Origin of the sequence: Amycolatopsis sp. NPDC051373 (assembly GCF_040689465.1) — a bacterium.
Lineage (GTDB): Bacteria > Actinomycetota > Actinomycetes > Mycobacteriales > Pseudonocardiaceae > Amycolatopsis.
Window position 1 is genome coordinate 229,518 of the sequence record NZ_JBFBAE010000009.1, and the last position, 26,497, is coordinate 256,014.

A 26,497-nucleotide genomic window follows, 5' to 3' on the forward strand; every position below is an offset into this window, starting at 1 on the left:
AGGCAGGCTGTACCAAAGGGGCACCAACGAGTCAATAGCCCATCGCGCAAGCGATCCGCCCGTTCGGCGCTGCTAACTTGACGCGGTGAGTAATCCGCTGATCGCGCCGACGCAAGACTCCACCAAGGCGTATTCGGGTATTTCGCTGCTCGAATCCGCGAACGACCTGTCGACGGCCATCGAGTCGGGTGACTGGGCGTCGGTGGCGATGGGCGCGGTCGGGACGGCGCTGGATGCGTTGTCGATGGCGATGGATCCGTTCGGGGCGATCCTGGCGGCGGGCGTGTCGTGGTTGATGGAGCACGTCGGTCCGCTCAAGGACGCGCTCAATGGGTTGACCGGCAACGCGGATCAGATCAAGGCGCAGTCGGAGACGTGGGCGAACGTCGCCAAGGAGCTGGGCAGCGTCGCCTCCGATCTCAACGACGCGATCAACGCGGACTTGCAGTCGTGGTCGGGTTCGGCCTCGGATGCCTACCGGCAGCGGGGGCAGGACCTGGCGACGTCGTTGCAGGCGGCGCAGAAGGGCTGTGAAGGCGCTTCGTCCGGGGTGAAGACCGCGGGTGAGGTGGTGGCCGCGGTCCGCACTTTGGTGCGCGACATCATTTCCGAGCTGATTGGGCACATGATCAGCTGGGCGTTGCAGGTGGTGTTCACCCTGGGTATCGGGTTGGCCTGGGTGGTGCCGCAGGTCGTGAGCGCGGTGGCGAAGACGGCGTCGCAGATCACCGGTCTGGTCACGAAGCTGGTGAAGGCGCTCAAGGCCTTGGTGCCGTTGCTGAAGAAGGCCGGGACGCTGTTCGAGGACGCGGGGAAGGCGTTCAAGGGCCTCAAGGGCGGCAAGGTCGCCCCGTCGCCCAAGACCAAGGACCTCTCTGGCACCCCCGAGGCGCCGCCGGTGAAAACCCCCGGCGGCGACGGCGGCGGCACGCCCAAGGGCGGCGGCTACGAAGGCACCCCCAAGGACTACACGCCGCCGCCGGGTAAATCCGGTGCGGACGACTCCACGAAAAGCTCCGGCTACGAAGGCACGCCGAAGGACTACTCCCCGCCGCCCGGCAAATCCGGCGGCGACGACAGCACGTCGGCCTCGGGCTACAGCGGCGACGCCAAGGACTACACCCCGCCGCCGGCGTCGAAGGGTGGCGACGATTCCACCCACGCGTCGAGTTCCGGCGGCGGTGGCTCCTCCGGAAGTGGAGGTGGCACCCCGCCGCCGGTGAAGAGCGACCCACCCCCGCTCAAGGCTGATCCGGACCCGGTGCCGGCGGGCGCCGGTGGTGGCGGAACCCCGAAGGGCGGCACGCCCAAGAGCGCCCCGCCGTCGAACAAACCGGACAACCCGCGCGACACGTCGGTCGACAAGGACAGCCGCGTGTGCGCGTCGGACCCCGTCGACGTCGCCACCGGCGAGATGATCCTCGACCAGATCGATCTGGTGCTGCCGCTGGACCTCGAGCTCTCGCTCGAGCGCACGCACGTCTCCTCCTACCGCGCCGGGCGGTGGTTCGGCCGCTCCTGGGCGTCCACAGTGGACCAGCGCCTGGAGATCGACGACGAGGACGTCTGCTACTTCTCGCCCGACGGCATGGTGCTCGTGTACCCGCTGCCGGCACCGGGCGCCACGGGATTGCCGGTGGAGGGGCCGCGGCTGCCGCTGACCCGGCGGCTCGACGGCAGCTACGTGCTGGAAGAACCGTTGCGTGGCACCAGTCTCCGCTTCGACCCGGTGGTGGGAGAAGCTCCCGGCGTGCTGCCGCTCACGGCAGTGGCCGGGGCCGAGCAGCGCTTCGACGTCGACTACGACCGGACGGGGCGCCCGGCGCGGATCCGCCACTCCGACGGGTACGAGGTCGCCTTCACCGTGACCCGCGACCGGATCACCGCGATGTCGGTCGTGAACCCCGCCTCGGGTGAGAGCGTGTTGGTCACCCGCTACGGCTACGACCCCGACGGCCGGCTCACCCAGGTCGTGAACTCCTCGGGCCGCCCGATGCTGTTCGACTACGACACCCAGGGCCGCGTCACGGGCTGGCAGGACCGCACCGGAACCTGGTACCGCTACGTGTACGACGCGGCCGGACGCTGCGTGAAGACCTTGGGGGAAAAGGGCTTCCGCGACGGCAGCTTCACCTACGACCGCGAACGCCTCGTCACCGTCTACAGCGACTCGCTCGGCCACCGCACCGAGTACCACCTCAACGAGGCCGGCCAGGTCGTACGGGAGGTCGACGCGGCGGGCCACGCCACGGTGTCCACTTGGGACCGTTACGACCGGCTGCTCATGCGCACCGACAAGCTCGGGCGCACCACGTCCTACGAGTACGACGACGCCGGCGCGCTGAGCCGCGTGGTCCGGCCCGACGGCAGCGTCGTGCAGGTCGCGCTGCGTGGCGGGCTCGTCGCGGCCATCGCGGTCCGCGACGGCGAGCGCACCTGGACCCGCACGTACGACGAGCCGATTGACCCGTTCTCGGCGCGCCTCGGCGTGGCGGGCGAGTTCCGCCACGAGGGCGTCGGCAGCGCGGCTGTGCTGCCCGACGCGGTCGCGGAGGCCGGGCGGACCACGAAGGGTTACGTCCCCGACCTGTTCGGCCGGCCGGCGCTCGTCGACACGCCCGGCGGCCAGGTGCGGCTCGACTGGACGGTCGAGGGCCTGCGGACCGCGCGCACCGGCCCTGCCGGCGGACGCGAGCAGTGGTCGTACGACGGCGAAGGCAACGACGTCGCCCACGTCAGCGAGACGGGCGCCGTCACGCGGCGCGAGTACGGCCCGTTCGACGTGGTCGTCGCCGAGATCGATGAGGCGGGCGGGCGCACGACGTACGCGTATGACACCGAGCTGCGCCTGCTGGCGGTGACCAACCCGCTCGGCCTGACCTGGCGCTACGTCTACGACCACGCGGGCCGCGTCACCGAAGAGCGCGACTTCGACGGCCGCACGCTGCGGTTCGAGTACGACGCCGCCGGACAGCTCACCCGCGCGTTCAACGGCCTCGGCGAGCTCACCGAGCTCACCTACGACACGCTGGGCAACGTCGTCGCGCGGCGCGCGCCCCACGGGCTCACCACGTACTCCCACGACCCGGTCGGCCGGCTCCGCCGCGCGGAGAACGCCGACGCGGTCATCGAGTACGACCGCGACGACCGGGGTCGCGTCATCGCCCAGACGACCAACGGCCGCACCACCACGTTCTCCTACGCGCCGGACGGCACCCGGGTCACCCGGCGCACACCGTCCGGAGTGGACAGTTCGTGGTCCTTCGGCGAGCGGGGCGCTCCGGTCGGCCTCGCCGGCGGGGGACACGTGCTCGCCTTCGACCGCGACCCGGCGGGCAAGGAGACGGGCCGTTCGCTGGACGGCACGGTCGTGCTGACCCAGGCGTACGACGCCGAGCAGCGCCTCACCGCGCAGGAGGGCCCGAGCCTGCGCCGGCGCTACGACTACCGGGCCGACGGCCACCTCGTTCGCACCTCCGACAGCCTCTCCGGCACCGCGGACTTCCGGCTCGACCCGGCCGGCCGCGTCGTCGAAGCGATCGCGGCCGATCGGCGCGAGGGCTTCCGCTACGACGTGGCGGGCAACATCGTCTTCAGCGGCGTGGCGGGACAGGCAGCGCCCGAAAGCGGCCCGCGGGCGTACGTGGGCAACACCCTCACCTCGGCGGGCGCGATCTCCTACCGCCACGACGCACAGGGCCGGGTCGTCCAGCGCCGTGTCGGCGAGCTCGTATGGAGCTACGGCTGGGACGGCCAGGACCGGCTGACCGGCGTGACCACCCCCGACGGCACGCGGTGGCGGTACCGCTACGACCCCGTCGGCCGGCGAATCGCGAAGCAGCGGTTCGGGCCGGGCGGCGAGATCGCCGAGCAGGTCGAGTTCGTGTGGGACGGCGGGAAACTCGTCGAGGAGTCGCACCGGCTCGCTGACGGAACCACCCGCGTGCGCACGTGGGACTACGACCCGGACACCGACGCGCCGGTGGCACAGCACGAGAGCACCGGCGGCGTCCGGCTGTTCCACACGATCGTGACCGACCCCGTCGGACGGCCCGCCGAGCTGCTCGACGCCGAGGGCCGGCCGGTCTGGTCGGGCCGCACCACGGTGTGGGGCCGCGACCTGCCGGGCAGCGGCGGCGCGACGGCCACCCCGCTGCGCTTCCCCGGCCAGTACCTCGACGTGGAAACCGGGCTGCACTACAACGTCTACCGCTACTACGACCCCGCCTCGGGCCGCTACGTCAGCCAGGACCCACTGGGCCTCGCGCCCGCGCCCAACCCGGCGGCGTACGTGAGCAACCCGCTCCGCGTCGCCGACCCGCTGGGCCTGGCACCGACGAGCTGCAAGTCGGGAGGCGGCACCGGCACCACGTCGAGCCGGGCGGGCAGCACGGACGAACCCGCCCACGTCGGCGACACCGGCAGCACGCCGAACCCGTCGCGCTCGCCGTCGCCGGAACCCGGGCCGTCGCACAAGTCGGGTGACGCGGACACCTCGGCCGAAGCCGGTCCGTCGAACTCCGCGGCAGACGGGAAGAAGCACCAGGACGCGCCCGATTTTTCGCACAACCCGGGACCGGACAAGACGCCGAAGTACGTCTACCACGGCTCGGGCGCGCCGCCGGAGACCATCTTCAAGGACGGCCTCACGTCCGACGCGATCAGACAGGGCGCGGGGCCGAAGGGTCCGAACTACGACATCGCCGGGCACCAGCACCGGTCGTACGGTTCCGGGAGTGGGTACGTGTCCACCTCGGGCGACGTCGAGACCGGATACCAGTTCGTGCCGCAGAAGGTCGGCGGGGAAATCACGCAGTCGACAAAGACCGGGTTCTGGGGCAAGTCCGACGACACGATGTTCTTCAAGCACGAGGGTTACATCTACGAGATCGAAACCGATCCCGGGAAAATGGTCCACCTGCCCTCACACCCGGACCACGTGCCCACCATGGATGGTCAGAACGAATGGGCCGCGGTCGACCACATCCCGGGCTCGCAGATCTCCGGCGCGTACAAGGTGGAGGGGTACTACAACGTCGGCGCCGGGCAGCCGGGCGCGCACCCGAACATCATCTATCCGAATGATCACAAGCTCGTGCCCCAGCTCCAATATGAGCCCAACCCAGGCTTCGTTCCGAAGCCCCAGGACCCACCACCTCCGCCCGTGCCACCCAAGGACTGAGCACGCCGAGCTAGCCTGAGCCTGACGACGGATCGGAGAAAGTTGTGGATACCACCCCGGAACCGCTGCCCGCGGAGCTGCGCGAGCGTGCGCGGCAGTCGCCGGACAGCTGGCTCTACGTGGTGGACCCGGCGATGGAAGGCGCCGAGGACGTGCCGGGCGCCGCGATCGCCGGCGCCTACCGCGTCGACGAGCACGGCGAGGTCGCGGGCGAGTTCATCCCCAACCCGGACTACCGCCCGAGCACGCTGGCGCTGGGTATTCCGCGGCCCACCAACGAGCTGGAGGCCGCGTTGCAGGCGGTCATCACCGGCAACGGCGGTAACGAGGGCGTCCACGCGGCGCTGCTCGGCGCCACGGTCTACGTGGTCGCGGAACCGGACCGCCCGGTCGTGACGATGGCGCAGGAGGACGGTGAGGTGGTTCCCGCTTACACGTCCGAGGGTTACCTGCCCGAATCACAGCCCGGCCAGGAGTTCCGCGCCGTGGCGGTGCGCGAGCTCGCGGCCGAGCTGGCGACCCGCGACTTGCTGCTCAACGAGGGCAGCGCGCTCAACGTGCGAGTGCCCGGCGCCACCTTGGCCGGCTGAGTTCGGGGGTCACAGGCCCAACAGGGCGAGCCGCGCCGGGTCGGCGAGGATGTTGATCTCGACGATCCGCCCGGAGCGCACCGTCGGGCAGAACACGGCCCGCGGCGTGCCGTCGAGGATCGCGAGCAGGCCGGGCGCACCGTTCACGAGCACGGGCCGGCTCTCGGCACCGAGCTGCTCGAACAGCACCGCCTGGCTCGCCACCCGGGCGGCACCGCGGATGAGCCGTGAGCCGCCGGTGACACCGGCGTCGGCGCGGAGCACCACGTCCGGGTCGAGCACAGCGAGCAGCGCGTCGAAGTCACCCGAGCGGGAGGCGGCCAGGAACGCGTCGAGGACCTCGCGTTGCGCGGCGACGCCGGCGTCGGGCAGCGCGGCGCCCCGGACCCGGCGGCGGGCACGGCTGGCCAGCTGCGCGGCGGTGGTGGGGGTGCGGTCGACGATCGGCGCGATCTCGGCGAAGGGCACGCCGAACAGGTCGTGCAGCACGAACGCGAGCCGTTCGGCCGGCGACAACGTCTCCAGCACCACGAGCAGCGCGAGCCCGACCGAGTCGGCGAGCACCGCCTCCTCGGCGGGGTCCGGGTCGGCGACGATCGTGTCCGGCACGTGCGTCTCCAGCGGCTCCTCGCGACGGGACTTGCGCGAGCGCAGCACGTCGAGGCACACGCGGCTGACGACCGTGGTCAGCCAGCCGCCGAGGTTCGCCACGCCGCCTGTGTCGGCGCGCGAAAGCCGCAGCCAGGCCTCCTGCACAGCGTCCTCGGCCTCGGTCACCGAGCCCAGCATCCGGTAGGCGACCCCGCGAAGGTGGCCGCGGTGGGCTTCGAACTGCTCAACCAGAACTGCGTCCACTGTCAGGTTCCTCCGTCGTGGTCCGTCAGAGGGTTGACGGACCACGGACGAAAGATGTGACAGGAGAACCATGACCGACTTCCAGGCCATCGCCGACCGCGTCGAGCTCGGCGCGCTGTGCGCGGAGTTCACCGACGCCGGGATGATGCGCGACTTCGACCGCCTCGCCTCGCTCTTCGACGAGGACGGCATCTGGCGCATTCCCGAGGCCGGCATCGAGCTCGTCGGCCGGGACGGGATCCGCCGCGGGATCGAGCGCTCGCGGCAGCTGTGGGAGTACTTCCTGCAGACCGTGCACCCGGGCTCGATCCACCTCGACGGCGACACCGCCACCGGACGCGCGTACATCGTGGAGTTCGGGCGGCTGCGCGACGGCATCTCGCACCTCAGCCACTCCGTGTACCACGACAGCTACCGGCGCACGGCCGACGGCTGGAAGTTCACCGAGCGCGCGTACGAGATGCACTACGTCGACAGCACCCCGCTCACGGGAAAGGCCTCACCCGCGCTGGGTGAGGTCATGCCCGGGAAGCTCTCAGACTGAAGTTTCGGGTTCCGAGGAGTGGGCGATCACGGCCCAGATCACGAGGACGTCGAGCACGATCACGATCAGCCCCCACGCCGGGGCGGCCGAGATGAACGCGAGCATCGCCAGCGCGTTGAACCCGGCCAGGATCACCACGACGACCTTGGCCCAGCCGGCGCCGCTGAACAGGGCGGCGCCGGCGGCGGCCGCGAGCGCGCCGACGATGAGGTGCAGCCAGCCCCAGCCGGTGAGGTTCAGCACGAGGTAGCCGCCCGGCGCGGCCACGTAGAAGTCGTTCTTGAACAGCGCCACGAGCCCGATGATGATGTTGAAGAAGCCGGCGAGCATCGCGATCGTGGCCGCGAACGCGGTCCACCCGTTCGCCGCGCGCGGTTCGGCGAAGCCCGGCCGCGCCGAGTCCATCGCCCGCGGGTCCGTTCCCTGCATCCGGATGTAGTCAGACATAGCGGTGCCTCTCGTCGGTTTCCCGTCGCCCCACGGTGGACCGGCCGCGCGCCGGAGTCCTCGCCCGTGCGGGATGAGGTGGGCGTCGCGTTGGCTAGTTTCGATCAATGTGTCGGGTGAGACTGTATTGGATGACACGATCTGACGTGCCGGAGCAGCGAGGGGAGCGGGTCATGTCCGAAGGGTGCTGCAGGATCGCCCTGCCGCGGGTTCACCTCGAGCGCCTCGGCCCACGGTGGGCAGGAGACGACGTTGCTCGCGCTGTACAACTCCGTTTACCACTTCGGTGGCGTGCTCGTGCCGCCCGGTTTCAAGGGCCACGCCAAGGACTCGGGCGGAAACCCTTACGGCGCAAGCCACATCACGGGCGAGGACGGCTCGATATCCGTCGACGAGCCGGCGCTGGCCGCGGCCCGCGCGCAGGGCCACCGTGTGGCGACCATGGCCGCGGCGTTGAAAACCGGCCTCGCGCAGCCTCGGCTCGCGGCAGAGGCTGCGCGGTAGGTCAGTCCGCGATAGGTCAGTCCATCGTCGAGTTCTTCGTCTCCGGCGCCCACAGCAGCGAGACGACCAGGCCGCCCACCAGCACCAGCGTGAGGATCAGCATGGTGGGGGAGAAGCCGATGCCGTCCAGCGCCAGGGGCAGCAGGAACGTGCCGATGGCCGAGCCGACGCGGCTGAGGCCGTTGAGCAGGCCGACGCCGGAGCTGCGCAGGTCGGTGGGGAACAGCTCCGGCGGGTAGACCTGGTCGAGGTTCACGGCGGCGGACATGGTGAACGTGAAGACCAGGAACAGCGGGAAGAGCAACGCGGTGGGCGCGTCGGGCCAGATCGCCATCGGCGCCATCGTCGCGATGAGGACCACGAACGACCAGATCGTGAGCCCGCGCCGCGACATCTTCGCCACCAGCCACAGACCGCAGAGACTGCCGGCGAGCAGGAACAGGTTCAGCAGGCCGTCGCTGGTCGTGTCCTCCTCGCCGACCCCCATCTTCAGCAGCACCAGCGGCAGGAACGTGTAGATGGCGAAGTAGGGCACCACCTGGGCGTTGTAGAAGATCGTGCCGAACGCCGTGTTGCGCCAGTACTTCTTGCCGAACAGCTCGCGGTAGCGCACGCGCCGCGCCGAGACGTGGTTGTGCACGAGGTCTTCGAACGCCTCGACGTCGCCGCGCAGCCGCTCGACGACCGCCCGCGCCTGGTCGACGCGGCCCTGCGACAGCAACCACCGCGGCGACTCCGGCACACCGATGCGCAGCAGCACCACGGCGATCGCGGGGATGCTGCTCGACGCGAGCAGCCAGCGCCACGACTCGCCACCGAGGCTCACGACGTAGTTGCCGAGGAAGAACGCCGCGACGTAGCCGACCGTCCACAGCACGGTGAGCGAAGCCAGCAGCCCGCCGCGGTACTTGCGGGGCACGAACTCCGCGACGAGTGTCGGCCCGAGTGCGTAGTCGGCGCCGATGCCGATGCCGATCAACAGTCTGAGGATGAACAGCTGCGTCGGGCTGGTCACGAAGAACTCGGCGGCCGACGCGACGGCGATCAACAGGAAGTCCACTGTGTACAGCCGCTGGCGGCCGATCTTGTCCGCCGCCCAGCCGACGACGATGCTGCCGAGGAAAATCCCGATCAGCGCCGACGCGCCGAGCAGCCCCTCCCACACCGTGCCGAACCCGAGCTGCGCCGCGATCAACGGCAGGGCGATGCTGATGATGCCGAGCCGTAGCCGTCGGAGTAGTTGGCGCAGAAGGTCAGCGCGGTGATGCGGAGGTGGAAGCGGTTGAGCGGGACGTCGTCGAACCCTGCAGAATTTGACGCTGCGGACCCTCCTCCCTCTTTACTCGGGGAGGAAGAGGTCTTGCTCTGCGGCATAGTCTTCGAAGCCTTCCAGTCGTTGCCGGGCCAGGGCGCCGGCCGCGTCGGCCATCGCCTCGACGAGCGCCACGGTCAGGGAGGTGACCGCGGCGTGGGAGTCGAACACGAACTCGGAGGCGACGCCCGCATGCAGCACGTCGTCGGCGAGCGGGGTGAGCGCCGAGACGGGCCGGTCCGTGATCAGGAGGGTGCGCAGGCCCAGTGCGCGAGCCTGCTCGAGGGCCGCGGCGCTCTCCCGGGGGTAGCGGGGGAGCGCGACGAGGACGAGCGTCCGGGCGCCAAGCCGGTGGGCGTGGCGCAGGGCGTCGCCGAAGACGCTGCCGGGGTCCGTGAGCAGGCGGACGTCCGGGTGGATCTTGGTGGCGAGATAAGCGAACGACGCGGCCTGCGCGGCCGAGACGCGGTAGCCGGCGACGACGAGCGGCACCGAGTCCATGAGCGTCGCGGCGATCGCGCGCAGCCGTGTGTCGTCGGCCAGCTGCGCGCGCAGGGCGGTGAGGTTGCGCAGGTCGGCGTCGATGGCGTCCTGGAACTTGTTGCCGCCGCACTCCGACTCGGGCTCGGCCGCGGCCTCGCGCAGGTAGCGGCGGAACCCGGCATAGCCGTCGAAGCCGAGCAACGCGACGAACCGCGTGACCGACGGCTGGCTGACCTGCGCGTACTCCGCGAGCTCGCCGCTGGTGAGCGCTGCCGCCTCCGCCGCGTGGTCGGTGAGGTAGCTGGCGATGCGCCGCTGCGCGGGGGTGAGCCGGTGGGCGGTGAGCAGCTCGTGCAGCGACCGGGACAACCCGGGCCTCCCGTCCTTGCGTTGATCGCGAATGAATAGTTTCATGTCACCATAGGAATGAATGAAAACTTGTCAAGAGGGGTGGCGATGACCGACTCCAGCCGCATCGAGATCAGCGGGTCCGGCCTCCGCTGCGCCGACGTGGTCCGCGTGGCTCGTCGCAGCGCGTGGACGGAGCTGGCGCCCGAAGCCGTGACCGGCGCCGCGGCGAGCTACGAACTGGCGGTGGAGCTGGGCGCCAAGCGCGCGGTCTACGGCCGCACGACCGGCGTCGGCGCGAACCGGCACACGGTCGTCGACCCGGAGTCGGCTGACCGCCACGGGTTGCGCTTGCTGCGCAGCCACGCCGGCGGGACGGGCGAGCCGCTGGCGGACGAGGTCGTGCGCGCCGTGATGGCGGTCCGGCTCAACCAACTGGCGGCCGGGGGCAGCGGTGTGCACCCGCGGCTGCTGCGTGCTTTGGAGACGGCGTTGCGGGTCGGGGCTCTGCCTCTGGTGCACTCGCGCGGCGCCATCGGCACCGGCGACTTGACCGCGTTGGCCGAGGTCGCCCTGACACTGGCCGGTGAGCTCCCGTGGGCCGCCGGCGACCTCGACCCGCTGCCGATCAGCCCGGGCGACGCGCTCGCGTTCATCTCCAGCAACGCCGCCACTCTCGCCGAGGCCGTCCTGGCCTGGCACGACCTGCGCCGGCTGCTGTCCGCTTCCCATGTGGTGACGGCTCTGACCTTCTGCGCGCTCGGCGGCTCCGCCGAGGCCTATTCGGCGCGCGTCCACGCCGCCCGCCCCCACCCCGGCGCCGTGTTCTGCGCCGCCGAACTCCGCCGGCTGCTGTTCGAAGGCGATGAGGTCGTAGAGGGCCGCCGCCTGCAGGACCCGTTCGGCCTGCGCGCTTTCCCCCAGGTCCAGGGCCCGGCCCTCGACGCGGCGGCCTCGGTGGAGCGGGTCCTGGACATCGACATCAACGCCGCGGCCGAGAACCCGCTGATCGACGTGGAAACCCAGCAGGCCTACCACCACGGCCAGTTCTCGACGGCCCACGTCGCACTGGCTTTCGACCACCTGCGCGCCGCTCTGCACCACGTCGCCGAGCTGTCCACCGCCCGCCTCGGCGACCTCGTCGAGCCGGATCTCAGCGGCTTGCCCCCTTTTCTCGCCCAGGGCCCCGCCGGAAGCTCCGGAATCATGATCCTGGAATACGTCGCCCACGACGCCCTGGGCACCCTCCGCCACGCCTCGTCCCCCGTGACGCTCGGCACCGCGGTCATCTCCCGCGGCCTCGAGGACCACGCGAGCTTCTCCACGCACGCCGTCCGCAGCACGGTCGCCGCGACCGCCGCCTACCGCACCGCCCTGGCCTGCGAACTCCTCGCCGCCGTGCGCGCCCTGCGCCTCTCCGGGGTCGCCCTGCCGAACACCCCGCTGCGCGAAGCCTTCCGCCTCGCGGAGGGCGCTCTGCCCTATATCGCGGAGGACCACCCGCTGAGCGCCGAGATCAGCCTGGCGGAACGGTTGCTGGATCGGCTCGCTGCGCTGTGATGACTTCGCCTCCCGGACGGGATTTCCGTCGAGAGTTGGCGCTGGGACCGGGTCATGCCCGAACGTCATCGCCGGTGGCGGCGTTCTTGAGATGACCTGAGGCGCTGGTTAGCCTGGCCGCACCCGAGTCACGTGGGCGGCCCGTCGGTGTTCGCGGTGCGGCGTTCTTGGGACTGGAACGTCGAGGACAAGCGCGGTACCGCGGAGGACGGGCATGGAACTGCAGCCAAGGCAACAGGCGGGCAGGCTCGTGACCGACGGAGAGTGCGGCTCGCGGTGAGCGGCCGAGCGGAAGGCGCCGACCAAGCAGCGACCACCGAACCAACACCCCACCCCGCGATCACCCGCCGCGAACGGCACCGCAGAACCGACCCGACCGGGCCTGGCACCTCGCGCTGGGCGCGGCAGCCCGGGCTCGGCGTGGCGGGCCTGCTGCCCGTGGTCGTGGTCGCGGTGCTGATCGCCGCCGGGGCCGGGGGTGCGGAGTCGTCGTTGCTGGTGTTGGCGCCGATCGTGACGTTCGCGTTGCCGGTGGTCTCGATGATCGCGTTTTGGTGGGAGGACTGGCCGGGCACGCGGCTCGGGCCGGACTGGGCGGGGTGGGCGGACCTGGCGCTCATCGCGGCGGGCGGGATCGCGCTCACGTTCTTCGGCGAAGCCGTGGTGGGGCACCTGTCGTTCGCCGCGATCTTCGACCCGACGCCGGAGAACCTCGAGCTGAGCACGTTCCCCGTGACGATGCCGCTCGCGGGCGCGGCGTTCGTGGTGATGCTCGAGTTGACGCTGGTGAGCGAGCACTGGCCGCTGCGGTTGTGGCTCAAGCCCATCCCGGGCGGGATCTGCGCGGTGGTGTTGTCGTGGGCGATCTCGATCCTGCTCTACGTGCTGCTGCTCGGCGGAACCCCGTTCAAGGGCGGCGGCCACGGCCTGCTCGACCCCGGCGTGTTCGGCGCGGTGCTCACGTTCATCGGCGTGTGGCAGGTGCTGCTGTTCGTGATGTGGCGGGGCTGGCCGTTCCACCACCTGCGAACGCAGTGGGTGCGATTCGTCTGCGCGAATGTCGCGACGATCGGCGCCGGCATCCTCACGTACGTGTTCCTGCAGCGCTTGCCCGTTCCGACGTTGTCCGCGCTCGCCGGCGACTTCGTGGCCGCGGGGCTCGTGGTCGGCATGCTCTTCGAAGACGCCCTGCCGGCGCGCTGGCCCGCGTGGCTCGAACGGACGGTGTCCTTGCTGCTGACGCTGGCCCTCGCCGCGGTGCTGCACGTGGTCCTGCTGGCGCTGGCCGAAGAACTGCACTGGAACCGCGGCACGCCGATCGGCTGGGTCGGCCACGTCACCCTCAACGCCATCGGCGTGTCGGTGATCCTGCACGTCGCGATCGGCCGCCGCTGGCCGCTCGCGCGCAAGAACTGAGAGCTACGCAAGTTTGCGCGCGACGTAGTAGAGGTCCATCACGTCGTCGGGACGCTTGCCGGTGGTCACGTCGGTGAAGCCCGCCTTCGCGAGGCGGGCCAGCGCGTCCTGCTCGCCCCACATCGTGCCGAGGCCGACGCCGCCTTGGGCGAGGGAAACGCTCATGCAGTAGAAGACGGAGAACGTGTACAACGCGGGCGCGAGCGGGTGCGCGATGTTGTCCTCGAGCCGCGTCGAGCACGCGGTGTCCTGCATGAGGTAGGTGCCGCCGGGGCGCAGCACGCGGCGGATGGCCGCGAGGACATCGTCGGGCGCCGCGGAGTCGTGGATCACGTCGAAGGTGGTGACGAGGTCGTACTCGCCTTCGAGACCGGTGGCGTCGGAGACGGCGAACGACGCGTTCGTCAGCCCCCAGGCCCGCGCTTCTTCCCGCGCGGCGGCGATGCCGGCTTCGGAGACGTCTACGCCGGTGAAGGTGCTGGCGGGGAACGCGCGCGCCAGGAGGTTGACGGCGTGGCCCTGGCCGGTGCCGACGTCGAGCACTGCGATCCCGCGGGTCAGCTGCTCTGCCAGGCCGGGCGCGAGCGGCAGGACGGTGGTGAGCAGTTCGGCGTCGAAGGTGCGCGCGGACTCTTCGCCCTGCAGCTTCTGGAACCGCGGGTACGCCGAGTACGGCACGCCGCCGCCGTCCTTGAACGCGGCCACCACCTGCTGCTCGACCTCACCCATCATCGCGAGGTACTGCAGCATCGAGGCCTGGTTGCCCAGGCCCGCGGCGCGGGTGAGCGACGCGGCGTGCTCGGCCGGCAGCGTGTAGCGACGAGTCTCGGGGTCGTAGGAGACGATGCCGCCGACTGTCATCGCGGCGAGCCATTCCCGGACATAACGCTCGTTCAGAGCGGCGGCTGCGGCGATCTGCTCGCTCGTCGACGGGGCCAGGCCGGCCAGCACGTCGAACAGGCCGGTCTGGTGCCCGACGCTCACCTGCAGGGCGAGGCACGCCTCGTTGAGCATCGTCGTCATGCGCTCGGCGAAGGCCGGTGTCTCGGTCACTGCCGCTCTCCTCTTGTCGTGGTCCACTGTGGACGAAAGGTCATGGCGAGCCTACGCCGAGGAGAGTTTCCGGGTCAGCGCATGGGCTTCGCGCAGCAGCAGCGCGCCCAGCTCGGTGAGCCGGTCCGGCGGGAAGCGGAACTGCACACCCGTCAGCGAAAGCGCCCACGCCGGCGCGCCCGAGCGGCCGAACACTGCGGCCGCCAGCCCCCAGCTGCCCTCGACGACGAGGCCCGGGTTGAGCGAATAGCCCGTCTCGCGGGTGCGCGCGATGCGGGCGCGGAGCTCGTCCGCGCTGTGCGCCGCGCCCCACCTCTGCGTCAGGTCGACGCGGCCGAGGTACTCGTCGATGTCGCGGTCGGGCAGGAAGGACAGCACGACGAGCCCCGCCGAGACGACGCCGAGGGGAAAGCGCGCGCCCTCGTACAGGACGAAGGAGCGGATCGGGAAGCTGCCGTCCTCGCGGAGGAGACACACGGTTTCGTCGCCCCGGCGGGCGGAGAAGAACGCGCTCTCGCCCGTGGCCTCGGCCAGGCGGTGGACGCTCGCGCGCGCGTGCTCGGTCACGTCGTAGCGCTGGGCGGCGACCTCGCCGAGCAGGTACAGCTCCGGGCCCAGGTGCCACTGCCCGGTGCGCTGGTCGCGGTCCACGAACCCCTCATCGCCCAGCGCGGTGAGCAGGCGGTGCGCGGTCGGGCGGGCAAGGCCGGCGGCGCGCGCGACCTCGGTGGTCGTGGAGCCCTGGCCGTGGGACAGCGCGCGCAGCACCGCGGCCGCGCGGCCGACGAGGTGGTCCGGGGCGTTGCTCATGCTCTGCAGCTTACGTTCCCACGTTCACTGAGTGAACGCCGCTCCCGACCGGTGACCGCCGGGCGAGAGGCCCGCGCGACGTCGTTGACCAGGCGCGAACTCATGCTCTTGAGTGATCCCGTCCGATCATTCAGTGGACGGGAGGAACACCTTGCCGACGATCTACCCCAGCGCAGCCGAAGCGCTCGCGGGCGTGCTCACCGACGGCGCGACCCTCGCCGTGGGCGGGTTCGGCCTGAGCGGCAATCCGACGGACCTCATCGAGGCCGTGCGCGACTCCGGTGTGCGCGACCTGACCGTGGTGTCCAACAACATGGGCGTCGACGGCCAGGGCCTCGGGATCCTGCTCGAGAACCATCAGGTGTCCAAAGTGGTCGCTTCCTACGTCGGCGAGAACAAGCTCTTCGCCCGCCAGTTCCTCGACGGCGAGCTCGACGTGGAGCTCGTCCCGCAGGGCACCCTCGCCGAACGCCTGCGCGCCGGCGGCTCCGGCATTCCCGCGTTCTACACGCCGACGGGCGTCGGCACCCCGGTGGCCGACGGCAAGCCCCACGCGGAGTTCGACGGCCGGACCTACGTGCTCGAACGCGGCATCGTCGCCGACGTATCGCTGGTCCACGCCCACACGGCCGACCGCGCCGGCAACCTCACGTACCGCTTGGCAGCCCGCAACTTCAACCCGCTCGTCGCCGCCTGCGGACGGGTCTGCCTCACTGAAGCGGAGATCCTGCCGGACGACTTCGTCGACCCGGAAAACGTGATGACGCCGGGCGTGTTCGTCCAGCGCCTCGTCCTCGCGAGGCAACGGGAAAAGGCCATCGAGAAACGCACCGTCCGCCCGAAGGAGGTGGCCTGCGCATGAGCTGGACCCGCGACGAAATGGCCGCCATCGCCGCCCGCGAACTGCGCGACGGCGACTACGTGAACCTCGGCATCGGCATCCCGACACTGGTCGCGAACCACGTGCCCGACGACGTCCACGTCACGCTGCAGAGCGAAAACGGCATCCTCGGCCTCGGCCCGTTCCCGGTCGAGGGCGAGGAGGACGCCGATCTCATCAACGCCGGCAAGCAGACCGTCACCGTGGCCCCGGGCGCGAGCTTCTTCGACTCGGCCACGTCGTTTGCCATGATCCGCGGCGGCCACATCGACCTGGCGCTGCTGGGCGCGTTGCAGGTCGCCGCCAACGGGGACCTTGCCAACTGGAGCGTCCCCGGCACGATGGTCAAGGGCATGGGCGGCGCGATGGACCTGGTTGCCGGCACGAAACGCGTGGTCGTGCTGACCGATCACGTCACGAAGGACGGCGAGCCGAAGCTGGTGTCGCGCTGCACGCTTCCGCTGACCGGCACCGGCGTGGTCGATCGCGTCATCACCGACCTCGCCGTCCTCGACATCACCCCGCACGGCCTGCGGCTGGTGGAAGTGGCGCCAGGGGAGGACGCGGCCGGCGTTCGGGCGCGGACCGGTGCCCCGGTGGTGTGAGACGTGTCTTCGGCAGATCCATCGCGGCTGATTCCCGGCGCCGACCCGGTGTCGTTGCGGGTCAGAAGGCCAGTGACACCGGGTATGCCGCCGCGAGGAGCACGATCACCACGCCGTTGAGGATCCGGTAGTCGCGCAGGATGCCGATGAACTCGCGGATCGTGGCGCTCGGCACGTAGTACCAGGCGGTGTGGGAGCCGACGACCTGGCCGTTGACCTTGAGGCGCCGTGCCAGCATCGCGGTGCGGAAGGCGTGGAAGTTGTTGGTGATGAGCAGGCAGTGGTAGCCGGGTTTGCGCTCGGTCATGAGCTCGCGGCTGTAGATCAGGTTCTCGCGCGTGGTCGTGGAACGGGCCTCCAGCACGATCTCCTCGCGCGGAATGCCTTGCGCCACCAGGTAATCGGCCATCGCCTCGGCTTCCGGCTGCGTTTCGTCGGCACCCTGACCGCCGGATGTGACGAGCGTGGGCGCCGCTCCTCGCGCGACCCCCGCGTCGTACAACGCCCGCCCCCGGTCAAGCCGGCTGGCCAGCAACGGCGGCACCGCACCGCGGATCAGCCGCGACCCGTGCACCACGATGAAATCCGCGCCCTTCGGTGGCCGCAGCAGCCCGTACCCCACCGAACACAGCACGAACGCGGCGAACGCGAGGCTGAGGTAACCGAGCACAATGGACACACTGATGATCACCACCTCCGCCGCGCGCGGCACCGGGTTCTTCCCCAGCACCAGCAACGCGGGCGCGAAGGCGAACATCGCCAGCCCCGCGAGCAGCGACAGCAGGTTCCCCAGCCGCCGCCCCTCGCGGCGCACCATCTGCAGCCCGTTGAGCACCAGGAACGCCGGCAGCAGCACCGCGACCACGAGGAAGAACGCGATCGCCAGCGTGCTGCCGTCGACCACGTCGTGCACCGCGGGGATGTCCAGCAGCGCGAAGATCACGCCGATCGCGAGGAACAACAGCCCGGCCAGCAACAGCACGCCGTTCAGCAACCGCCGCCGCTCGAAGCGGAAGCTGATCGCGAAGCCGGCGAAGAACGGGATCGACGTGAGCAGGTAGGCCACGCTCAGAAGATAAGGCGATCATGGCCGGGCAGGCGGCCCGAGTGGCTTCCCGTTCGAGTGAACCGGGCGGGTCAGCCGCACCAGCCCCAGTCGCTGTGGGCGTAGGGAAATTGCCACTGCCGTAGCCGCCCGCGCCGCTTTGGGCACCGCGACGCCGGGCCCGAAGCCGATGGTCGTCGCCAGAAAGGCGCCGGCGACCACGAGAACGCGCTTGAAGATGGTGAGTTCTTCCCTTGTCCGCCGGACCTCGGCGAGCGCGCTCACTGTGCCCGCCACGGCAGTCCCAGGTGCGTGTTTAGCGTCATTTCACCCATGTGTCGGAAAACCGGCGAGGCAGCCGGCTGTCGTCATCCGGCCTGAAGTGCCTTCGCTGCCGGGTAGCCTCGACGCCGTGATCCACCACGTGCAAGTGGCCTGCCCGGCCGGGGCGGAGGACGCGCAGCGCGCCTTCTACACCGGGGTGCTCGGGTGGCCCGAGCTGCCGAAACCGCCGCTGCTCGCCCGGCGCGGCGGCTGCTGGTTCCGCGTGCCCGGTGTCGGCGGGCCGGACGGGGAGCTCCACATCGGCGTCGAACAGGACTTCCGGCCCGCGGCGAAGGCCCACCCGGCGTTCGTGGTTGACGTGGACGCCACGGCGGAGGCGGTGGCAGCCGCCGGGCACCGGGTGGTGTGGGCGGATCCGGCGGAGATCCCCGGCCGGCGCCGGTTCCACACGTTCGACGCGGTGGGTAACCGTCTCGAGTTCCTGGAAGGCTGATGCAGAAAACCGTCGCGTTGGCCGGTGGCGTGGTGCTGGGCGTCGGCACTTACCTGACGCAGCTGACTCCGTTCGGCTGGACGACCAACTCGATCGCGACCTGGTCCGCGCTCGCCTTCCTCGTCGGCTGCGCCGGCGGCCGGCCGTCGTGGCGGGTCGCCGCGGCGGCGGTGGGTTCGCTGCTGCTGGCGCTCGTGGTCTGGTACGGCGTGGCCCAAGCCGTGAACGGCCTGTATTCGGCGAGTGCGCTGGTCACCGCCGCGGTGTGGGCGGCTGGTGCGGTGCTCGCGGGGATCGTTTTCGGCCTCGGCGCGGCGTGGTGGCGGCACCGGCCGGACAGCCGGCGCGGCGCCGTCGGCCTCGCGCTGCTCGTCGCGCTCTTCGCGGTGGACGGGCTGTACCGGCTCGTGGTCCTCGGCTCGCCCGGCGCCGGCGTGACGGTGCTGGTCGTGGCCGCGGTGCTGCTCGCCCTCCTCAGCCGACGTTCGTGGCGGCCCGCCGCGGCCACCCTGCCGCTCGTGGCCCTCGGCGCCGGCGGTTACGCCTTGCTGGGCTTGGTGCTCGGCGGCGTTTCGTAGAACTTCAGGAACATCGCGACCCCGGACTCGATCACGTCGGGCGAACCGGGCTGCACGCACAGCGCGTACAGCTGGCTCACCGCCGCGGCCCGGTCGGGAATCCGGATGCCCGGCAACGCGCGCACCGCGGTTTCGAGCACTCGCCGCAGCTCCGCCGGCACGCGGCCGAGCCACGCCGCGGTGTCGTCGGGGAACCGCTTCGCCTCCGCCGGACTACCCGCCCTCGTCGTCCGCGGCGGTTTCGACGCCGCCGGACTCCCCGTCGGCATCCAGCTCACCGCCGCGCCGTGGCGCGAAGAACTGCTGCTGGACACCGGCGAGCTCGTACAACGGCTGACCGGGGCCGTGCAGCACCGGTGGCCGGAAAACGTGAACACCACAGAAAAGGAGGCCCGAATGTCGTACCTCAACGGTAGCCACCACATCACCATGTCGGTGGCCGGCGCGCAGGAGGACGTCGACTTCCACGTGAACGTCCTCGGCCTCGGCCTGATCAAGCGGACCGTGCTGTTCGACGGCAAGATCCCGATCTACCACCTCTACTACAGCAACGCCGACGGCGACCCGAGCGCCGTGCTCACCACGTTCCCCTTCGGGCAGGTCGGGATCAACGGCCGCCGCGGCACCAACCAGGCGCGCGAGGTGCTGCTCGCCGTCCCGTCGGGTTCGTTGAACTTCTGGGCCGACCGCCTGAAAGACCGCGCGGCCGACGTGCACGACGCGAACGTGTTCGACCGCCGCCGCGTGCCTGTTCCGCCACCCGTGCGGCATCGAGTACCAGCTCGTGGAGGTCGACGACGACCCGCGGCGCGGCTTCACCGGCGCCGGCGTGCCGCAGGAGTACGCGATCCACGGCATCTACGGCGTCGGCGTGCACGTGACCGGCCCGGACACCGCCGTCGAGTTCGCCGCCAACCACCTCGGCGCGCGAGAAGGCCTGGCCGAGGGCGACCGGTTCGCGCTGGAGGCGGGCCGATCCGGGCTCGGCGGCGCGGTCGAGCTCGTGGTCAACCGCACCGACGGCCCGGGCACGTGGATCTACGGCGCCGGCACCATCCACCACTTCGCGTGGAACGCCGACAACCTCAAGAACCAGGACGAGCTGAAGTTCGAGATCGAGGGCGCCGGGTACACGGATCTGTCGGAACTGCGGGACCGCAAGTACTTCAAGTCGATTTACGTCCGGTCGCCGGGCGGCGCGTTGTTCGAGCTCGCCGTGACGCACAACGAGGGCGGCTGGGATTGCGACGAGTCACCGCAGGAGCTCGGTAAGCGCTTCCAGCTGCCGGACCAGTTCGAGTCCCGCCGCGACGAGATCCTCGGCCGGCTGGAACCGATCGACATCTGAACGCGTGGGGCCGGGCACGAGCCCGGCCCCCGTGGCGCTCACTCGTGGTGGCGGGTCGCGGCCTCGTCGACCTCACGCCAGATGGTCGGCGCCGTCGGCCTGCGGATCTCCTCCAGCACGTGGCCGACGAGGCCGACGGCCCGCGCCATCACGCCGATGCCGCGCGCGGCCCGCCAGTCGATGCCCAGCCGCGACGCGATGGCGCCGATCGCGCCGGTGACGTTGACCGGGAGCTCCTTGCCCAGCGCGGTTCCCGCCTGGCGCGCGACTTCCCGGATCAACGCGACCTCCGGCCCGGTGAGGCCGGCCTCGTCGAGCAGCGTGAACAGCCGTTCCGCGCGCGGATCGAGCGGCTTGTGGATGGGGTGGCCGATGCCGGGGATGAGCCTCTTCGCGGCGACGAACCGTTCGACGATCGCGCCCGCCTCCGCGGCGAGGTCGCCTTCGAGGTCCGCTTCCTGAACGTAGCGCGCGGCCCCTTCGATGGACCCGACGAACGTCGTCCCGAGCCCGAGCAGCCCGGCCGCGACCGCGCTCTGCAAGGAATCCGGCGCCCCGTAGTGCGTCAGCCGCGAAGCGATGGCGCTCGGCGTCATGCCGTGTTCGACCAGGCTGACGGTCAGAGCGTTGAACACAGTGGACTCGCCCGGCGTCGGCAGGCGGCCCGTCAGCTCCAGGAACCCCATGTCGCCCAGGTCGACCTTGCCCACGAGGTCGTCGACCAGGTCGTGGCCGAACACCGTGATGCTCTTCGAGGTGCTCCAGCTGATGTCGGAGCGGAACTCCGGTGAATCACCCAACATGCGTGTTCCTTCCTTCGACGCTCAGGCTTGCTTCTCGAGCTCGCTGCGGACGACCTTCCCGGACGCGTTGCGCGGCAACGTCTCCGGCGCGACGAACCGGATCTCGCGGGGCCGCTTGTACTTCGCCAGCCGTTCGCCGCACAGCTCGATCAGGTCTTCTGCGGTCAACGTTTCGGCGGCGCGCGCCACGAACGCGACCGGCACCTCACCCCACGTCGGGTCGGCGCGGCGGACGACAACGGCTTCGAGCACATCGGGGTGTCGCAGCAGGGCGCGCTCGATCTCGGCGGGGTAGATGTTCTCGCCGCCGCTCTTGATCAGGTACTTCGCACGGTCGACGAAGTCCAGCGTGCCGTCGGGGTTGCGCACGAAGACGTCGCCGAGGTGGAACCAGCCGCCGCGGAAGTCGTGCGCGGTGGTGGCCGGGTCGTTCCAGTAGCCGCTGAACACCGTGGGCCCGCGCATGCAGATTTCGCCGGGTTCGCCGTCGGCGACGTCGTGATCTGCCGGGTCGACGAGCCGGATTTCGCAGTAGCCGCTCTGCACTTTGGACAGTGACCGCGGTTCCACTCCGACGGCGAGCGCGTCGCCCGAACACGGCGGGCACCCGGTTTCGGTGGTGCCGAAGGTGTTCGCGAACGGCGCGTCGAGCAGCGCGGTGATCTCGGCGATCTCGTCCGGCCCGATGAGGTCCGGCATCACCCCGCACAAACGCACTCCGGCGGGCGTGATCTGCTTGTCCCGCAAGGTGTCCGCGAAGCGCCGGACGGTGCCGGGCATGAGCAGCAGCCACCCGAGCCGTTCGGTGGCCACGACGTGGGCGAGCTCGGCCGCGTCGAACCCGTCGACCACCACGACCTTGCCGCCGCTGATGAGCGTGCTCACCGAGTTGTCGAACGCGCCCATGTGGCTCAACGGCGACCAGGCGACGAACGCGTCGTCACCCGCGAGGCCGTACTCCGCGCGGGTCGCGGAACTGCGCGCGATCTCGGCGCGGTGACTGATGGCCGCGCCCTTCGGCACGCCGGTGGTGCCGCTGGTGTAAATAATGATCAGGACGTCTTCCGGCCGCGCGGCGGACGGTCCGGCCCACGGGGTCGTCGCCACGAGTTCCGCTTCGAAAGCCTCGCCGAGCTGCAGCCGCGGCCGGGAACCCAGTGGTGCGGCGAACTTCTCGTCGGCTCGCGGCGACGTCACCAGCACCGTGGGTTCGACGAGGTCGAGGCAGGCCACGAGCTCGTCCGCGCCGGCCCGCAGGCCGGGGCACGCGACGATCGCACCCAGCAGCGCCACGGCGAGCGTGATCTCGAGGTACTCGGTGCGGTTCTCCGAAACGAGTGCCACCCGGTCGCCGCGCCGCACGCCCCGGCTCGCGAGCAGCGCGGCGACCCGGCGGCTGCGCTCGGCCAGCTCCCCGTAGGTCACCTGCCGCTCGCCGGACTGCAGCGCGACGCGGCCGGGGTGCGTCCGGGCGCGGTCTTCGAAGAGCGTGCCCACCGTGCTGCCGGCGGCGTCGAGCACGAGGTTTCCCGTTGTCATGCGCGGTTCCCGTTCAGATCAGGGCCGAACCGATGCGGCCGGACTCGGTGACGACGTCTTCGGCCGCGTGGTGCGGGCGCACCAGCAGCACTCCGCCGATGCCGATCAAGCTCGTCAGCGCCATCCAGCCCGCGATCGCCCAGGGACTGCCGTGCAGCCAGCCCAGCAACGCTGTGGCGATCAGTGGCGCGAGGCCACCACCCACCACGGTGCCGCCTTCGCGGCCGACGGAGATGGCGCTGTAGCGGCTGCGCGTGCTGAACAGCCCGGCGAAGTAGCCGGCTTGGATGGCGTCCGTCGCCGCTCCGGCACCGGCGATCCCGACCGTGACGGCGATGATCACCGGCGCGACGCCCTTGCTGTCCACGAGCAGGAAGAACGGGAACGCGAACAGGGCCTGGAAGAGCAGGCTGACGATCATCACGCGGCCGAAGCCGAAACGATCGCCGAGGTGGCCGTAGACCGGGCAGAGCACGCACGCAACGGCGGCGCCGATGACCGTGGCCCACAGGATCTGCGATTTGCCGAGGCCGAGTTGCTTGGTCGCGTAGGTGAGGATGAAGACGGAGACGATGTTGAACGTGGCGTTCTGGCCGACCCGCATGAGGAAGATCGCGAGCATGTTGCGCGGTTGCTTGAACGCTTTGACCAGCGGTGCGCGCTCCTGCTCGCCGGCCTGCTTGATGCGGGCGAACTCACGCGTCTCCGGCAGGCCCTTGCGCACCCACAAGCCCACGCCGACGAGGATGACGCTGAGCAGGAACGGGATGCGCCAGGCCCACGACAGCAGCTGGTCGTTGTTCACCAGCGCGCCGATCACGACGTAGACGACCGACGCGAGGATCAGCCCCACGAACACGGCGCTGGACAGGAACCCGCCCCAGAACCCGGGCCGGCTGCTGCCGTTCTCCTTGGTCAGCAGCGCGGCGCCGCCCCACTCACCGCCGGTGCCGATGCCCTGCACGATCCGCAGCACCACCAGCAGGATCGGGGCCAGCGCGCCGATCTGCCCGTACGTGGGCAGCAGGCCGACGGCCAGCGTCGCCAGGCCCATGGCGAGCAGCGTGATGACCAGCGCGTTCTTGCGCCCGATGCGGTCGCCGACGTGCCCGAAGATCGCCCCGCCGAGCGGGCGGGCGACGAACCCGGTGGCGAACGTGGCGAACGACAGCAGTGAACCGTTGAGCGAGCCGGCGGACGGGAAGAACAGGCTCGGGAAGATCAACGCGGAAGCCGTGCCGTAGAGGAAGAAGTCGTACCACTCGATCACGGTGCCGAACGTCGCGGCGATGGTCGCCCGTCTTGTCAGGTGTGCCGACTGTTCGTTGGTTCGCACGCCGAGCCTCCTCGTTGAGCCGGAGCAGTGCTAAAATTTCGCCTAGCGAATAGTTTTCCGCTAGGCGGCAAACGGAGATTAGGAAGGGCAGCGCGACGATGTCAAGCGCGGACAAGGAACAGTTCGTCACCTCGCTGGCCAGGGGATTGACCGTGTTGCGGGCGTTCGGTCCCGATCAGCCCGAAATGTCCCTGAGCCAGGTCGCCGCCGCGACGGGCCTCAGTCCGGCCGCCGCGCGCCGCTTCCTGCTCACCCTCGTGGAGCTCGGCTACCTCGCGCAGGTCGACAAGCGGTTCGTCCTCACGCCGCGCGTGCTGGAACTCTCGGCGGGCTACACCCGCGCGATGAACCTGAGCAGCCTGGCGCAGCCGCTGCTGCAACGCGTCCGCGACGAAACCGGCGACAGCGTTTCTTTGACGGCTCTGGCGGGCACGGACATCCTCCACGTCTGCCACGTGCAGACGGACCGGTTGATGCGCTTCGCGATTACTCCCGGGGCTCGGGTGCCGGCTTATGTCAGCGCTTCCGGTCGCGCGATCCTGGCGCACGAGCGTCCGGCTGTGGTCGATGCTTTTTTCGTCGCCGCCACGCTCGCCCCGCGGACGGCCTCCACGATCACCTCTGCCGAGTCGCTGCGCGGTTCGCTGGCCCAAGCTCGCCAAGACGGCTACGCGGTGGTCGTCGACGAGCTCGACGTCGGCATCACCGCGCTGGGCTGCCCAGTGTTCGGCGGCTCGGTGGTCGCCGGCGTCAGTTGCTCGACGGTGTCGGGCTACCTGCCGGTGGACGAGTTCGTGGCCACGCGGCTGCCTTTGCTGAAAGAACTGGCTTCACGGCTGGGGGAAGCGTTCGAACGCTTTCCGGCGTTGCTGCACTCGTTCGAAATGCACTGAGAAGGGCGAGCTGCAAGCATGATGGTCGCCCGAGCGATCGCCGCGGCCGCCGTGTCCGTCCACGAAGGCCGGCCGAAGGAATTCTGGGCCGCCGACGCCCACAGCTGACGCGTCGAGCTCTGCCACGGGTTTCTCTCTGGGCGGAGTGGGCACCATCTCTCCCGCCGGAATCGCCGTGGTCCGAAAAGGTTGCGTCCCAGCCTCGATTTCCCCTGCCTGGTCCAACACTTTCGTCGGTCCTTGTTGACGACCGGTCCAGACCTAGTACTTTCGGCCGGCCGAACCCACCGAATGGTGTAGGCCATCTCGGGGGTCTTCACCCGGCGCCCGTTTCGGGGCCTGAGTCCGTCCTAGGGTGATCTTGCTTAGTGATCTTGATCCCGGGTCTTTTCTCAGGAGGGGAACACCTGTGCCCAAACTTCCACGCACGCTCAGCAGAACCCTGGCCGCGGCGGGCACCTTGTGCGCGCTCACGGTGGCGACGGCCGTGCCGGCTTTCGCGGCCGAGCCGGCGCCGTCGACGGTCGAGCAGGACGTGACGCAGCTGTACCAGGACGTCGTGGACCTGTACGGCGGAATTCCCGCGAGCGCGCGGGCCGGCGTCGACTCGTTGATCGACTCGCCGATCGACCACATCGGCCAGAAGCAGGGCAACGCGAAGCAGAAGCCGGCCGCCGACTGCACCGAGGGCGCGCTGCTGACGTACGCGAACCAGCTCGCCTCGCAGCTCACGCCGGTCGAAGGGCAGGCCTTCGACGCGCTTTCCGCGCTCGGCCAGCTCTACGCGCAGGGCGTCGCCACCGACAAGCAGCCGCAGGTGTTCGGCACCGACGGGCAGTACACGTCGCGCGCCACCTCGGCGATCTCGAAGCTGCGCCGGTTCTGGGACATCGAGAGCTGGAACGTGCAGCTCGTCGCGTGGAAGGGCACCGACCTCGGCAGCCCGGCGAAGATGGCGCAGACCTTCGGCCTCGGCCTTGCGCCGGCACGCGTGAAGGACGCGGCCGCGCTCGCCAACAAGGTGCTCTTCGAGCTGCCAGTGCTGCAGGGCGGCCGCAACCCGCTGCTCACGCTCAACGCGTTCTCCGCGCCCGCCGACAGCTTCGGTGGCAAGCGCGTGATGCTCGGTGACGGCATCCTCGACACCACCAACCTGCTCGGCTTCGACGACGTCGCGGTGGAAGCCGTGCTGGGCCACGAATACGGCCACCAGGTCGACTTCGCCCACGACAACTTCCCGCGCAACGAGTCCGGCGAGATGGGCCCCGACGCGTACGGCGGCTACTTCGTCGCGCACGCCAAGGGTGAGGCGTGGGACGCCCGCACCCAGCAGGAAGTGACCTACCTCAACGCTTCCATCGGCGACTGCCAGCACAGCCACGGCACCCCCGATCAGCGCAAGGCCGCCGGCGCGTGGGGCGAGAAGCAGGCCACGAGCCAGGCCAACCCGAACAAGATCGTCCCCTCCGCGACGATGATCACCAAGTTCCAGAAGGAATACCCGAAGCTCGTTCCGCCGGCCACCGACCAGCCCCAGCTGGCCGCGGCGCACAGCTGATTTCGTGAAACCGCAGCGGGCCGCCTCCGT

25 protein-coding genes are annotated in these 26,497 nt (G+C 70.4%); 13 read left to right on the forward strand and 12 right to left on the reverse strand.

Annotated features, from left to right (window positions below; all coding sequences use genetic code 11):
* The first annotated feature begins 85 nt into the window (after positions 1-85).
* A complete protein-coding gene (locus tag AB0383_RS18895; RefSeq protein ID WP_366188020.1) occupies positions 86-5,182 on the forward strand; it encodes an RHS repeat-associated core domain-containing protein in 5,097 nt (1,698 codons plus the stop codon).
* Between the two features lie 44 nt (positions 5,183-5,226).
* Positions 5,227-5,772: a type VII secretion system-associated protein gene (locus AB0383_RS18900; protein WP_366188021.1), complete on the forward strand. Its 546-nt coding sequence runs from the start codon at positions 5,227-5,229 to the stop codon at positions 5,770-5,772.
* 9 nt (positions 5,773-5,781) lie between these two features.
* Here the strand turns inward: AB0383_RS18900 and AB0383_RS18905 are convergent, their stop codons facing one another.
* A complete protein-coding gene (locus AB0383_RS18905; protein ID WP_364180028.1) occupies positions 5,782-6,633 on the reverse strand; it encodes a sigma-70 family RNA polymerase sigma factor in 852 nt (283 codons plus the stop codon).
* A 64-nt stretch (positions 6,634-6,697) separates the two neighbouring features.
* Between AB0383_RS18905 and AB0383_RS18910 the strand changes: the two genes are divergently transcribed.
* Positions 6,698-7,171, forward strand: a complete 474-nt coding sequence (locus AB0383_RS18910; protein ID WP_366188022.1) for a nuclear transport factor 2 family protein — start codon at positions 6,698-6,700, stop codon at positions 7,169-7,171.
* Here the strand turns inward: AB0383_RS18910 and AB0383_RS18915 are convergent.
* On the reverse strand, positions 7,163-7,618 hold the full coding sequence (locus AB0383_RS18915; RefSeq protein WP_364179947.1) for a hypothetical protein: 456 nt from the start codon (positions 7,616-7,618) through the stop codon (positions 7,163-7,165). The two genes, AB0383_RS18910 and AB0383_RS18915, sit on opposite strands and share 9 nt — an antisense overlap.
* A gap of 252 nt (positions 7,619-7,870) precedes the next feature.
* Between AB0383_RS18915 and AB0383_RS18920 the strand changes: the two genes are divergently transcribed.
* Positions 7,871-8,122, forward strand: coding sequence for a hypothetical protein (locus AB0383_RS18920; protein ID WP_366188023.1), 252 nt, complete (start codon positions 7,871-7,873; stop codon positions 8,120-8,122).
* Between the two features lie 16 nt (positions 8,123-8,138).
* Here AB0383_RS18920 and AB0383_RS18925 read toward each other — a convergent pair whose 3' ends face one another.
* Positions 8,139-9,317: an MFS transporter gene (locus AB0383_RS18925; protein WP_366188024.1), complete on the reverse strand. Its 1,179-nt coding sequence runs from the start codon at positions 9,315-9,317 to the stop codon at positions 8,139-8,141.
* Between the two features lie 144 nt (positions 9,318-9,461).
* Entirely contained in the window at positions 9,462-10,331 is an 870-nt protein-coding gene (locus AB0383_RS18930) for a MurR/RpiR family transcriptional regulator (RefSeq protein WP_366188025.1), read from the reverse strand.
* A 42-nt stretch (positions 10,332-10,373) separates the two neighbouring features.
* On the opposite strand from AB0383_RS18930, the gene AB0383_RS18935 reads away from it, so the two are divergent.
* Together AB0383_RS18935 and AB0383_RS18940 are read left to right on the forward strand one after the other, a co-directional pair.
* Positions 10,374-11,825, forward strand: a complete 1,452-nt coding sequence (locus tag AB0383_RS18935) for an aromatic amino acid ammonia-lyase (RefSeq protein ID WP_366188026.1) — start codon at positions 10,374-10,376, stop codon at positions 11,823-11,825.
* A gap of 276 nt (positions 11,826-12,101) precedes the next feature.
* Positions 12,102-13,241, forward strand: a complete 1,140-nt coding sequence (locus AB0383_RS18940) for a hypothetical protein (protein WP_366188027.1) — start codon at positions 12,102-12,104, stop codon at positions 13,239-13,241.
* A gap of 3 nt (positions 13,242-13,244) precedes the next feature.
* Here the strand turns inward: AB0383_RS18940 and AB0383_RS18945 are convergent, their stop codons facing one another.
* Positions 13,245-14,294 (reverse strand): class I SAM-dependent methyltransferase, encoded by a 1,050-nt coding sequence (locus AB0383_RS18945; protein WP_366188028.1) that lies wholly within the window; start codon positions 14,292-14,294, stop codon positions 13,245-13,247.
* 51 nt (positions 14,295-14,345) lie between these two features.
* Positions 14,346-15,104, reverse strand: a complete 759-nt coding sequence (locus tag AB0383_RS18950; RefSeq protein WP_364179935.1) for an IclR family transcriptional regulator — start codon at positions 15,102-15,104, stop codon at positions 14,346-14,348.
* A 151-nt stretch (positions 15,105-15,255) separates the two neighbouring features.
* On the opposite strand from AB0383_RS18950, the gene AB0383_RS18955 reads away from it, so the two are divergent.
* Both AB0383_RS18955 and AB0383_RS18960 read left to right on the forward strand, forming a co-directional pair.
* Complete coding sequence (locus tag AB0383_RS18955) at positions 15,256-15,966, forward strand: CoA transferase subunit A (protein ID WP_364180026.1); 711 nt, start codon at positions 15,256-15,258, stop codon at positions 15,964-15,966.
* The gene (locus AB0383_RS18960) at positions 15,963-16,589 is read left to right on the forward strand and encodes a 3-oxoacid CoA-transferase subunit B (protein ID WP_364179933.1); all 627 of its coding nucleotides are present in this window, start codon (positions 15,963-15,965) and stop codon (positions 16,587-16,589) included. Before AB0383_RS18955 ends, AB0383_RS18960 begins: the two co-directional genes overlap by 4 nt.
* A 61-nt stretch (positions 16,590-16,650) precedes the next feature.
* On the opposite strand, the gene AB0383_RS18965 is transcribed toward AB0383_RS18960, so the two are convergent.
* A complete protein-coding gene (locus AB0383_RS18965) occupies positions 16,651-17,655 on the reverse strand; it encodes a YdcF family protein (RefSeq protein ID WP_364179931.1) in 1,005 nt (334 codons plus the stop codon).
* A 391-nt stretch (positions 17,656-18,046) separates the two neighbouring features.
* On the opposite strand from AB0383_RS18965, the gene AB0383_RS18970 reads away from it, so the two are divergent.
* A complete protein-coding gene (locus tag AB0383_RS18970) occupies positions 18,047-18,412 on the forward strand; it encodes a glyoxalase (protein WP_364179929.1) in 366 nt (121 codons plus the stop codon).
* Positions 18,412-18,990, forward strand: a complete 579-nt coding sequence (locus AB0383_RS18975; protein WP_366188029.1) for a DUF6518 family protein — start codon at positions 18,412-18,414, stop codon at positions 18,988-18,990. The genes AB0383_RS18970 and AB0383_RS18975 overlap by 1 nt, the downstream gene beginning before the upstream one ends.
* Here the strand turns inward: AB0383_RS18975 and AB0383_RS18980 are convergent.
* Together AB0383_RS18980 and AB0383_RS18985 are read right to left on the reverse strand one after the other, a co-directional pair.
* Positions 18,951-19,259, reverse strand: coding sequence for a hypothetical protein (locus tag AB0383_RS18980; protein WP_366188030.1), 309 nt, complete (start codon positions 19,257-19,259; stop codon positions 18,951-18,953). The genes AB0383_RS18975 and AB0383_RS18980 overlap by 40 nt on opposite strands.
* Positions 19,204-19,707, reverse strand: coding sequence for a hypothetical protein (locus AB0383_RS18985; protein ID WP_366188031.1), 504 nt, complete (start codon positions 19,705-19,707; stop codon positions 19,204-19,206). The genes AB0383_RS18980 and AB0383_RS18985 overlap by 56 nt, the downstream gene beginning before the upstream one ends.
* 67 nt (positions 19,708-19,774) lie before the next feature.
* On the opposite strand from AB0383_RS18985, the gene AB0383_RS18990 reads away from it, so the two are divergent.
* Positions 19,775-20,338 carry a hypothetical protein gene (locus AB0383_RS18990; protein WP_366188032.1) on the forward strand — a complete coding sequence of 188 codons (564 nt, stop codon included), beginning with the start codon at positions 19,775-19,777 and terminating at the stop codon, positions 20,336-20,338.
* Between the two features lie 38 nt (positions 20,339-20,376).
* Here AB0383_RS18990 and AB0383_RS18995 read toward each other — a convergent pair whose 3' ends face one another.
* The 3 genes from AB0383_RS18995 to AB0383_RS19005 are packed head-to-tail and all read right to left on the reverse strand — an operon-like array spanning position 20,377 to position 24,016.
* Positions 20,377-21,141 carry a citryl-CoA lyase gene (locus AB0383_RS18995; RefSeq protein ID WP_364179921.1) on the reverse strand — a complete coding sequence of 255 codons (765 nt, stop codon included), beginning with the start codon at positions 21,139-21,141 and terminating at the stop codon, positions 20,377-20,379.
* Between the two features lie 21 nt (positions 21,142-21,162).
* Positions 21,163-22,680, reverse strand: a complete 1,518-nt coding sequence (locus AB0383_RS19000) for an AMP-binding protein (protein WP_364179919.1) — start codon at positions 22,678-22,680, stop codon at positions 21,163-21,165.
* 13 nt (positions 22,681-22,693) lie between these two features.
* Positions 22,694-24,016 carry an MFS transporter gene (locus AB0383_RS19005; RefSeq protein ID WP_366188033.1) on the reverse strand — a complete coding sequence of 441 codons (1,323 nt, stop codon included), beginning with the start codon at positions 24,014-24,016 and terminating at the stop codon, positions 22,694-22,696.
* 98 nt (positions 24,017-24,114) lie between these two features.
* Between AB0383_RS19005 and AB0383_RS19010 the strand changes: the two genes are divergently transcribed.
* On the forward strand, positions 24,115-24,909 hold the full coding sequence (locus AB0383_RS19010; RefSeq protein WP_364179915.1) for an IclR family transcriptional regulator C-terminal domain-containing protein: 795 nt from the start codon (positions 24,115-24,117) through the stop codon (positions 24,907-24,909).
* 409 nt (positions 24,910-25,318) lie between these two features.
* Positions 25,319-26,467: a hypothetical protein gene (locus tag AB0383_RS19015; protein WP_366188034.1), complete on the forward strand. Its 1,149-nt coding sequence runs from the start codon at positions 25,319-25,321 to the stop codon at positions 26,465-26,467.
* The last annotated feature ends 30 nt before the right edge of the window (positions 26,468-26,497 follow it).